The sequence below is a fragment of the Methylocaldum sp. genome (assembly GCF_039794385.1).
GTDB lineage: Bacteria > Pseudomonadota > Gammaproteobacteria > Methylococcales > Methylococcaceae > Methylocaldum.
Genome location: NZ_JBDIVO010000177.1, coordinates 1 through 9,568 on the forward strand (window position 1 = coordinate 1; position 9,568 = coordinate 9,568).

At 62.7% G+C, this 9,568-nt stretch carries 10 protein-coding genes; 4 read left to right on the forward strand and 6 right to left on the reverse strand.

What is annotated here, in order from left to right; genetic code table 11:
* Positions 1 to 324 precede the first annotated feature (324 nt).
* Positions 325 to 555, forward strand: a complete 231-nt coding sequence (locus tag ABJK70_RS14850; protein ID WP_205780798.1) for a hypothetical protein — start codon at positions 325 to 327, stop codon at positions 553 to 555.
* Between the two features lie 197 nt (positions 556 to 752).
* Here ABJK70_RS14850 and ABJK70_RS14855 read toward each other — a convergent pair whose 3' ends face one another.
* From ABJK70_RS14855 to ABJK70_RS14880, 6 genes are all read right to left on the reverse strand, one after another.
* Entirely contained in the window at positions 753 to 1,736 is a 984-nt protein-coding gene (locus ABJK70_RS14855) for a ribose-phosphate pyrophosphokinase (RefSeq protein ID WP_156879868.1), read from the reverse strand.
* Entirely contained in the window at positions 1,733 to 2,398 is a 666-nt protein-coding gene (locus ABJK70_RS14860) for an alpha/beta family hydrolase (protein ID WP_077730935.1), read from the reverse strand. The genes ABJK70_RS14855 and ABJK70_RS14860 overlap by 4 nt, the downstream gene beginning before the upstream one ends.
* 32 nt (positions 2,399 to 2,430) lie before the next feature.
* Positions 2,431 to 3,087, reverse strand: a complete 657-nt coding sequence (locus ABJK70_RS14865; RefSeq protein ID WP_347258351.1) for a phosphoribosyltransferase — start codon at positions 3,085 to 3,087, stop codon at positions 2,431 to 2,433.
* A 62-nt stretch (positions 3,088 to 3,149) separates the two neighbouring features.
* Positions 3,150 to 3,344: a hypothetical protein gene (locus ABJK70_RS14870; RefSeq protein WP_086134842.1), complete on the reverse strand. Its 195-nt coding sequence runs from the start codon at positions 3,342 to 3,344 to the stop codon at positions 3,150 to 3,152.
* A 24-nt stretch (positions 3,345 to 3,368) separates the two neighbouring features.
* Positions 3,369 to 3,884, reverse strand: coding sequence for a type 1 glutamine amidotransferase domain-containing protein (locus tag ABJK70_RS14875; protein ID WP_077730938.1), 516 nt, complete (start codon positions 3,882 to 3,884; stop codon positions 3,369 to 3,371).
* A gap of 15 nt (positions 3,885 to 3,899) precedes the next feature.
* Positions 3,900 to 4,658 (reverse strand): BON domain-containing protein, encoded by a 759-nt coding sequence (locus ABJK70_RS14880; RefSeq protein WP_077730939.1) that lies wholly within the window; start codon positions 4,656 to 4,658, stop codon positions 3,900 to 3,902.
* A 249-nt stretch (positions 4,659 to 4,907) separates the two neighbouring features.
* Here ABJK70_RS14880 and ABJK70_RS14885 point away from each other — a divergent pair, with 249 nt between their 5' ends.
* The 3 genes from ABJK70_RS14885 to ABJK70_RS14895 all read left to right on the forward strand — a co-directional run bounded on the left by ABJK70_RS14885 (position 4,908) and on the right by ABJK70_RS14895 (position 9,532).
* Positions 4,908 to 5,540 carry a hypothetical protein gene (locus ABJK70_RS14885; RefSeq protein ID WP_205780799.1) on the forward strand — a complete coding sequence of 211 codons (633 nt, stop codon included), beginning with the start codon at positions 4,908 to 4,910 and terminating at the stop codon, positions 5,538 to 5,540.
* Between the two features lie 27 nt (positions 5,541 to 5,567).
* Positions 5,568 to 6,473 carry an alpha/beta hydrolase gene (locus tag ABJK70_RS14890; protein ID WP_347258352.1) on the forward strand — a complete coding sequence of 302 codons (906 nt, stop codon included), beginning with the start codon at positions 5,568 to 5,570 and terminating at the stop codon, positions 6,471 to 6,473.
* A gap of 185 nt (positions 6,474 to 6,658) precedes the next feature.
* Positions 6,659 to 9,532 (forward strand): discoidin domain-containing protein, encoded by a 2,874-nt coding sequence (locus ABJK70_RS14895; RefSeq protein ID WP_347258353.1) that lies wholly within the window; start codon positions 6,659 to 6,661, stop codon positions 9,530 to 9,532.
* The last annotated feature ends 36 nt before the right edge of the window (positions 9,533 to 9,568 follow it).

Genomic DNA, 9,568 nt, shown 5'->3' on the forward strand with positions numbered 1-9,568 from the left:
CACCGGCCAGACCAAACTCGTCGGCCCTGAGCCGGTCTAATTTTATCCGGCGTTCGAGTGAACATTCATCGTAGGATGGGTAGAGCGAAGCGAAACCCATCGATGGCGGGTTAGCCCTTCGACAGGCTCAGGACAGGCTCCGCGTAGCCCACCGACCCTTCGACTTGGCTCAGGACAGGTCCGAGGCCGCTCGGCGGGTTACGGCCTCGCGGCCTAACCCACCCTACAAACATGAATTCCTTCTCGAAAACGGTTTGGAATAAGTTCGACCAAGGTCGGCTTGTTCCCATTCGAACATCGGTCCGAACGGCAGAGGACAGGGCTATGGCCAGAGGAAGTAAAGAAAAGTACACCGAGAAGCAGAAACGGCAGGCTCGGCACATCGAGGAAGGTTACGAATCGCGCGGCGTCCCCGAAGAGGAAGCCGAGCGGCGCGCGTGGGCCACGGTGAACAAAATTCACGGCGGCGGGAAAAAGCGGGGCGGCAGCGGTCACGGAAAAGAAGAGGATCGCGAGCCGACGCGCAAGGGCGGACATAAAGGCGGCAAACATTAACCCGGGCTGGCGTTTATCGATCCAAGCTCAAGTTCGCAGGTCGGCAATCCTTGGCCGACGGACCCGTCCGTAGGATGTGCTGAACGAAGTTAGTAGGTCGGCAATCCTTTGCCGACAAGCCTGCGTGCCGACCCGTTAACGTCGGGAAAGGATTCCCGACTTACTTGTTGGGTGCTCAGCGGTTTCGGCCGGCTCTTTCAATCCTCCATCAACGCGCTGACGGAACCGCCGGCATGGATCTGCCGGACGGCTTCCGCGAACAGCGGCGCGATCGGGATGACCGTCAGCTTCCCCTGAGCCGTTTCCGGAGGAAGCCTGAAAAGCGGAACGCTGTCGGTGACGGCCAGGCTGTCCAGGACGGGATCGGCCACGACGCTCGCGGCCTCGCCGACGAACAGCCCGTGGGTTGAGGCGACGTGGACGGCTAAGGCGCCTTGTTCGCGGCAAACCTGGGCGGCGCGCGCTACGGTGCCGCCGGTGCTGATCATGTCATCGACGATGAGGGCCGTTTTGCCGCGCACATTTCCCGCCAGAATCGCACCGCGTACCGTGTCATCGCTGCGGTACTTTTCCATGAGGGCGCTGCCGACAGTCGCGCCGAGCCGCCGGGACAACTTGCGGCGGAAGCTCTCTGCCCGTTTGAGCCCACCTGCGTCGGGCGAGACCACGGCCACGTCTCCGTGGAGTTTCGCCGCGAAATGCTCGATCAGCAGCTTCCCGGCTTCCAAATGGTCGGTCCGGCAGCGGAAGGCATTCTGAAAACCCGCCAGATCGTGGACGTCGAGGGTGATAACCCGGTCCGCGCCCGCGGCCTCGAACAGCTGCGCCACATAACGCAGCGTGACCGGTTCGCGCGGCCGGGTTTTCCGGTCGGCCCGAGCATAGGCCAAATACGGCACGACCGCGGTCACCGAGGCGGCGGACGCATCCTTGAGCGCACCGACAAAAAACCACAGGCGGCACAGTTTGTCGTTGACGGTCTTGCCGGGCTCGTCGTACAGCGATTGCACCACGAATACGTCGGAGTCCCGCACGTTCTCGGCCGGATACGCCTTGTGCTCGCCGTCGTCGAAATCTTTTTCCTCGACTAAGGACAAGTCAGAACCCAATGCGCGGGCGATGTTTTCTCCCAATGTCCGGCTTTCGCTCAGCGCGAACAGGCGAAGCGGGCCGCGGTTCATCGACGCAGATACTTCAGGAACCAGTCGCGGGCGAGTTCTTCCACCTTTTCCAGCGTGCCGGGTTCCTCGAACAGATGGGTCGCGCCGGGGACTATCTCCAGCCGGTTCACGGCATTCATGCGCTCCGCCGCCAAGCGGTTGAGCTCGATGACCACATCGTCGTAACCGCCGACGATCAGGAGCGTGGGTGCCAGAACCTCGGGCAATCGCTCCTCCGCGAGATCCGGCCGTCCGCCCCGCGATACCACGGCCGCCACCGATTCCGGACGCTCGGCGGCGGCCCGGAGCGCCGCCGCCGCGCCGGTGCTGGCGCCGAACAATCCGAAGGAAAGGTCGGTGGTCAATTCGTATTGCGTGGCCCAGTCGATCGCGCCCACCAGGCGATCGGTCAAGAGGCCGATGTCGAAACGGAATTGACGGGTGTACTGGTCGACCTCGTGTTCCTCCGCGGTGAGAAGATCGAACAGCAGCGTAGCGAGGTCGGCGCGGTTGAGGAAATCGGCGACGGCGCGGTTGCGCGGGCTGAACCGGCTGCTGCCGCTGCCGTGGGCGAAGATCACGAGTCCTTGAGGCTGGTCCGGAATGAACAGCGAGCCGGACAGCGTCACGCCCGCCGGACCTACCGGAAATTCAATGGAATCCGAGGGTGCGGCTTGATTCATCTCTTCATCTCCCTGCCGAACAAAAAGCTTGTTTAATCCGATGTCTCGCCCCAGGCTCGGGTAAGAATCTCCCGAACCTCGTCATCGGTGGTCTGGGAAAAGTCCCGGTATCCTTGACCCACTGCAAAAAACGGCTCGGGAGTCATCAAGCAGACCACCTCGTCGACTTCGGCGCGCAAACGCTCCACCGTATCCACCGGCGCCAGCGGCACGGCGACCACGATGCAGGACGGGTTTCGCTGGCGCAGGGCGGCGAGGCCGGCGCGCATGGTCGCTCCCGTGGCGATGCCGTCGTCCACCACGATGATGCAGCGGTTCTCGATATCGGGGTACGGACGATCGCCCCGGTAAAGCCGCTCGCGGCGCTCCAGTTCCTGGCGCTCTTTCGCGGCGGCGTTCTCGATAACTTCGTCGCTGATCCGGTAGATCGATACCACATCGCGGTTCAGCACGGAGGCGCCCCCGCTGGCGATCGCGCCCATGGCCAACTCCGGATTGCCGGGTGTTCCGAGCTTGCGCACGATCAAAAGGTCCAAGGGCGCTTTCAGGGCACGGGCGACTTCGTATGCCACCGGCACCCCGCCGCGCGGCAGGGCGAGAACGATCAGGTCGGAACGGCCGGCATAAGCACCCAAGGCCTCCGCCAATTTGCGGCCGGCGTCCGTGCGGTTTTCGAAAAGTGTATCCATAGGAGTCCCAACAACGGCTGAAAACCCGAGTTTCGTTCCTCAACTCGGCTGGTATTTCTGCTTTACGGTATTTCCAAGCGTCCGCCGCGCCACTCGCTCAGCTGTTCCGCGCCGATCCGCAGTTTTTCCCTTAGCGCCTCGATCCGCTCCTTTTGCTCGAGCCGGGTCGCTGGCCACGCTTCCAGCCGGTCGAGTTCGGCTTGCCATTCCTCCATTTGCATTTGGAGTTCCCGCAAGCGGGCTTGTTCGGTATTCATGGCTGTTCCGGTAATTCTTCCATATCAACGAGAAGCCCTGTTTTTCAGGAGCTTCATGAATTCCCGCATGAACGCCGGGAGATCCGCGGGTTGTCTCGACGTTACCAGATTGCCGTCCACGACGACCTCCCGGTCTTCATAATGGGCTCCGGCTTGCCTCATTTCGTCCGCGACGGCCCGATAACAAGTGGCGTGCCGATTTTTCAGCACACCGGCCGAAATCAGGATCTGCGGCCCGTGGCAAACGGCCGCTACCGGCCGATCGTTCTGCATGAAAGCCTTGGCGATCGCCAAGGCCGAGGGTTCCTCCCGCAATGCGGCCGGCGCTTTGCCGCCGGGGAGCAGAAGAACGTCGTAATCTTGCGGAACGATTTCCGAAAGCTTCTTGTCGACCGCCACTTCGTAGCCGTGCTTGCCGATGATCGTCCCGGTTTTGTCGGAAGCGATCTCGACCGGAATTCCCTCCTCTTTCAGCCGGTAGTACGGCACGAGGAGTTCGGCATCCTCGAAATAGTCTGAACTGAGTATGAGGACTTTCATCCTTCGTCTCTCTTCTTAATGGAGCGCTTCCTCCCGTTCGGACGGGGGAGGCTGCTGGGTCGTCTCGGGTGCGGGGCGAGGCGATTGAATTGCCTCGGGACGGTAGCCCTCGGCGACGCTCGGTCCGCCCGTGAGCGGTTTGTTGGTCAGTGCCCGCAGGATCAGGGTGGAACCCGCCAAACCCAAAACGGCCGTGAGCGGACTCGCATGCCGCAGGGCATTGACCGCCAGGGTGGTTCCGGTTGCGCCGGCGATCAGCCGGGTGGCCGGCGCCCAGTTCTCCTGCAAGATGTCCGGGCGTATCCGGCGGCGCGGAACTCCGCCCTGAAGTTCGGGGATCTGCTCCGCGGTCTCATGTACTTCCAGCCGATCGTCCACACCCCTGACTCCGCGTACCGAGGCCACACACCGGTAGAGCGGCTTGTGCTCATGCGCCAGTACCGGACCGGAGAGCGTCACAAAACCGTCCTGCACCTTGACGTCGATGACTTTGGGATGGGAGACCACCCGTCCGATATTGGACCGTACCCTATCAACCAGCAAGTCGTCGGGGACAGGCCCCGCCGTCAGCCACCCGTTGAGCTCCGCGACCATGCCGACCGCGCGATTGCGAAGGTCGCGCAGGGCCACCTGAAACGCGTCATCGAATCGGTTCATGCTGCTCGTCGTCTTGTCGCGGAGAACGGCCCGGCGATATCGCCCGCGATCCGGGTCGAGCAAATACATCAACGCGGCCCCCACGGCCGCCCCGTACAGTGTTGAGTTCCGCTTCATGGCATTCTCCTCCGAGTGATCCGTACTGCTCTCGCCTGACTAATCAGACTCGTCTCCCGAAAGGGAGTTGCACGCGAGTGTTACCGAAATGAAAAAGGCGGCCGAACGGATTGCGGGTGATTCGGAAATTCCGTCGGCTATTCGCCGATCACCGTGCGAAGTGGCGCGATCGAGCACGCCGCGCGACCGACAGGAGCATACGGATGAGGCCGGCGTCTAAACAAAGAAGACGATCCGAAAGGAAGTGTGATGTCCGAACCGAAAGCCATTGCGGCAACGATCGAAACCGTGGTGCCCGGGGTGTGGCGCTGGTCCGTGCAGGATGATCGTATCGGTTACGAGAGTGATGCGCACGCCATCGCGTCGGGTGACCGCATGGTCCTTATCGATCCCTTGAGGGTCGAGACAGCGGTCCTCGAACGCTTAGGGCCGGTGGAGGCGATTTGCCTCACCGCCGCCTGCCATCAGCGGGCCGCCTGGCATTACCGCCGTCGTTTGGGCGTGAAGGTGTATGCGCCCGACGGCACGCGGCCCATGGACGAGGAACCGGACCTGCGCTACCGGGCAGGCGATGTGCTGCCGGGGGGCCTTCGGGCGATCCACACGCCGGGACCGGAATCCGCGCATTACGCCTTCTTCTTGCCGAAGCGTCCCGGCATCCTGTTTTGCCCGGATCTTCTGTCGCACGGAGCCGGCGAGGCCTTGGCCTTTGTTCCGGCCGAGTATCACGAGAACCCGGCGCTAACCCGGCAGAGCGTGCGGAATTTGCTGGACCTGGACTTCGCGGTGCTCTGCTTCGACCATGGCCGCCCCCTTCTCGACGAGCCCAAGGCCGCGCTGCGGGCCCTCCTCGCCGAGAAGCCGGGGACCTCGCACAGCTGACTTCCGCGCAGCAGCTATCGATAAGGTATGGCACCCGGAGAGGCATCATCCCGGCACTGGAATCACCGCTACGCGGTAGTCAACGGAATACGCCTGCACTGGGTGGAAGCCGGAACCGGGCCTCTCGTCGTGTTGCTGCACGGATTTCCGGAATTCTGGTACTCATGGCGTCACCAAATCCCGGCACTGGCGGAAGCGGGCTTTCGCGTAGTCGCCCCGGATCTCCGCGGCTACAACGAGTCCGAAAAACCCGCTGGAATCAGGCCTTATCGCCTGGAAACCCTGGCGGACGACGTGCTCGCGATCATTCACGCGCTGGGCCAAGAGCGATGCGCGGTGGTCGGACATGATTGGGGCGGTGCCATCGCCTGGTTTCTGGCCATGCGCCATCCGCAGGCGGTAGAGAATTTGATCGTCCTGAATGCCCCGCATCCGGAGCGTTTCTTTCAGGAACTCAGGACGCCGGCGCAGTTGCGGAAGTCCTGGTACGTATTCTTCTTCCAGCTCCCGTGGCTGCCCGAAAGGCTGATTCGAGCGGATGATTATGCCGGATTAGGCCGGATATTGCGGACCGATCCGGTGCGGCCCGATGCGTTCACCGAAGCCGACATTCAGTGCTACAAGCAAGCCCTGGCGCAGCCGGGCGCGCTGACTGCGGCGATTCATTATTACCGTGCCCTGTTCCGCCGCAACCTTCTCCGATTCCGGCGGCAGATCCGCCCCATTCATGCGCCGACACTTTTGATCTGGGGTGAGCAGGATCGCTATCTCGGTATCGGGCTGACCCAGGGTTTGGAACGATGGGTTCCGAATATCCGGGTCGAACGCATCCCCGAGGCGAGTCACTGGGTTCAGGCGGACGCGCCCGAGCGTGTCAACTCGTTGATCATTGGCTTTCTTCGAAAACAAGGGCATGGCATGGGGCGAAGTTGACGTCTTCACCGGTATTCCGTGCGCAGTGGATGTGCCGAGGATTCGGCTATCTCTTTCTGCACGAAACTGTGGCGCAAGAATACCTCGAGCCGCCTGCCGCGGAAGGGTGAAGCCAGCAGTCGGATCAGCGCTGCAATGGTGTTAATCTTCTGAGCCAACTCACTACACCCGACTGCGGAGTGCGCATGAATGTCCCCTACAAAGGCCGATGGACGGTGACTGCCAGCGGCGGCGATCCCCGAGCCGCCATCGACGACTCCTACTCGACGCGATGGGTCTCCGAACCGTCGGTGGCCCCCTGGCTCGAGATCGATTTCGGCCGGATCGCGATCCTCGGAGGACTCGAGGTTTACTGGGGCAGGCATGCGCCCAAGGTATATTCCTTCGTGTCCTCGCTCGACGGCGAAGCGTGGACGCCTCTTTGTGCCACCCGCCACGGCGAGGGCGGTCAAGACGTCTTCGCGTTTCCGCCGACGGAGGCTCGATTCGTGCGCTGGACTTGCGCCGATCCGGAGCCGGAGCGGGGCCTCGAAATCGTCGAAATCAACCTGTACGGTCCGGGCGAGGCCGCGTCGGTGCAAGAGCCGGGGCGAATCGCGGCGTTGGGCCGTGGGCCGGTCAAGATTCCGCCAGGCGAGAGCATTACCGTCGATTTCGGGTATACGCGATCGCCGCTCGGCGTGCTGGTCCAATGGGGAGAGACTTACGGAACCGACTTTTCGGTCGAGCTTTCCGACGACGGCGAGAACTTTCGGGAGGTCGGCCGCATCATCCTCGGCAACGGCGACTACGACAGCTTTTATTGGCGATCCACCACGAGCCGCTATCTGCGCTTCACGGTTCACGAGGCAAGCAGTCCGGAAGGGGCTGTCGTCGACGAACTCAAGCTCCGCATCCTGAACAAGGACAGAATGCCGATCGGCCAACTGGAGCGCGCGGCGCAAGTGGCGCGCAGCGATCTTTATCCGCAGGCTCTTCTGGAGCGGCAGGTCTATTGGACCGTGCTCGGGGAGATCGATCGGTCCGAGGATGCCCTTTTCGACGAATACGGCAATCTCGAGCCCCGCCCCGGTTCCGGCCAACTCATGCCGTTGTTTCGACTGGACGGAACGCTTCACGGCGCGCCCGGCGCTTCCGCGATCACTCAAACGCTGGCCGACGGCGCGCTGCCCATTCCTTCCGTCGCGTGGTCGGCGCGGGAGGTGGAACTTAGGGCGACCGCCCTCGCCGATGCAGGGCAAGCGATAGTCGAGTACCGCATCACGAACCGCGCCGGCGTGCCGCAGCAAGGGGCGCTCGTCCTCGCGCTGCGCCCCGCCCAAATCAACCCGTATTGGCAACACGGCGGACACGCGATCATCAACTCGATAGCCATCGACGGAAAGGAGGTTCGGGTCAACGATGGGTGGTATGCCGGTTTTTCGAGTGCCCCCGATGTCGCGACGATCGCCGAATTTCACGACGGAGACGTGGTGAAACTGATCGAGAACCAGCCGCAGCACACCGAACGCTGCTTGCATTCCGATTCCGGTCTCCTGAGTGCCGCATGCGAGTTCGACTTTTCCCTGGCCCCGGGCGAGACCGCTTCCTTCGTCGTATCGGCTCCGCTCAGGGACGGTATCGCACCCGACACGGAGGTCGACTTCGCCAGCATTCGCGAGAAGGTCGCTCGAGTTTGGCGCGAGAAGATCGGCCCGCGCAGAATCACGGTGGGAGACCGCGAAGTCAGCGATACGGTCGAGGCACAGACGGGACTCATCCTGGTGAACGCCACCCGCTATGCCTTCAAGCCCGGTCCGCGCAATTACGACCGAACCTGGATACGCGACGGCTCCTCGCAGGCCCTTGCCCTGCTCTACGCCGGTTTGATCGAAGAGGCCGAGCGCTACGTGCTGTGGTACTCGAAACGCATCTACGACAACGGCATGGTGCCGCCGATCCTGAATCCCGACGGTAGCGTAAACCGCGGCTACGGAAGCGACATCGAGTTCGACGCCCAGGGCCAGTTCGTGGCGATCGCAGCCGACACCTATCGCTTCAGCCGGGATCGCGCCTTTCTCGAAGCCATTTTCGAACCCGTCGTCCGGGCCACCCGATTCATCGAGGAACTCTGCGCGCGAACCAATGCGCTGCACGGGCCCGAAACGCGGTTCCATGGGCTTTTGGCGCCATCCATCAGCCACGAGGGTTACAACAAGCCGACCTACAGCTACTGGGACAACTTTTTCGCGTTGCGGGCGTGGCGCGACTGCGCCTATCTGGCCGCCGAGATCGGCGATGCGGAAATCGCGAACCTGGCCGAAACCAAGGAACAGGAGTTCGCCGCAAACCTGGCCCGCTCATTGCGAATGACGACCGAAGAGCTCGGTTCGGGGCTGGTCCATGCCTCCGCCGATCGCGAGGATGTCGATCCCACGTCGACCTCCATCGCTTTCGAACCCTGCCGTGTGGAGGATGTGCTTCCGGCCGAGTATCTCCAGGCGACTTATGACCTTTATCGCGATCATCTCGAGGTAATCCGGGCGCCCGGTTTCGAAGGGGGCTTTACGCCGTACGAGATTCGCAATCTGAACGCGCTCGTGGCGCTGGGTCGAACCGAGGAGGCCTTCCGGCTCCTCGGGGATGCGCTCACCTGGCGAAGACCCGCCGGTTGGCGTCATTGGGCCGAGGTCGTCTGGGCCGACCCGCGCGTGCCGGACTATATCGGCGATATGCCTCACACCTGGATCGGCGCCGAATTCGCCACCGCGATCCGCCGCATGTTGATTAGGGAAAACGGCGGCACGCTCGAACTTTTTCGAGCCGTCCCCGATGCCTGGTGGGAAGGCGAAGGCATTACGCTGAACGAGCTGCCGACCTGCTTCGGAACGGTCAGTCTCAGAGCCCGCCGCGGCGAATCGCAAGTGACGGTCGATCTGAGCGTGACCGGAACCGCGCCGAAACGGATCGTCCTTCGCTATCCGGGCGCGCGGCAAGCCCACGCCGACGGCAAACCGTGCGAGATCGACGGCGATCTCATCAAGGCACCGAATCTGAACCGGCTCGTGATCGATCTGTAGACTTGTAGGGTGGGTTAGCGAAGCGTAACCCACCGA

What these genes read in the sequence shown, in the direction of transcription:
- ABJK70_RS14850 (WP_205780798.1), top strand. Translation starts at nt 325, where the DNA reads ATGGCCAGAGGAAGTAAAGAAAAGTACACCGAGAAGCAGAAACGGCAG.
- ABJK70_RS14855 (WP_156879868.1), bottom strand. Translation starts at nt 1,736, where the DNA reads ATGAACCGCGGCCCGCTTCGCCTGTTCGCGCTGAGCGAAAGCCGGACA.
- ABJK70_RS14860 (WP_077730935.1), bottom strand. Translation starts at nt 2,398, where the DNA reads ATGAATCAAGCCGCACCCTCGGATTCCATTGAATTTCCGGTAGGTCCG.
- ABJK70_RS14865 (WP_347258351.1), bottom strand. Translation starts at nt 3,087, where the DNA reads ATGGATACACTTTTCGAAAACCGCACGGACGCCGGCCGCAAATTGGCG.
- ABJK70_RS14870 (WP_086134842.1), bottom strand. Translation starts at nt 3,344, where the DNA reads ATGAATACCGAACAAGCCCGCTTGCGGGAACTCCAAATGCAAATGGAG.
- ABJK70_RS14875 (WP_077730938.1), bottom strand. Translation starts at nt 3,884, where the DNA reads ATGAAAGTCCTCATACTCAGTTCAGACTATTTCGAGGATGCCGAACTC.
- ABJK70_RS14880 (WP_077730939.1), bottom strand. Translation starts at nt 4,658, where the DNA reads ATGAAGCGGAACTCAACACTGTACGGGGCGGCCGTGGGGGCCGCGTTG.
- ABJK70_RS14885 (WP_205780799.1), top strand. Translation starts at nt 4,908, where the DNA reads ATGTCCGAACCGAAAGCCATTGCGGCAACGATCGAAACCGTGGTGCCC.
- ABJK70_RS14890 (WP_347258352.1), top strand. Translation starts at nt 5,568, where the DNA reads ATGGCACCCGGAGAGGCATCATCCCGGCACTGGAATCACCGCTACGCG.
- ABJK70_RS14895 (WP_347258353.1), top strand. Translation starts at nt 6,659, where the DNA reads ATGAATGTCCCCTACAAAGGCCGATGGACGGTGACTGCCAGCGGCGGC.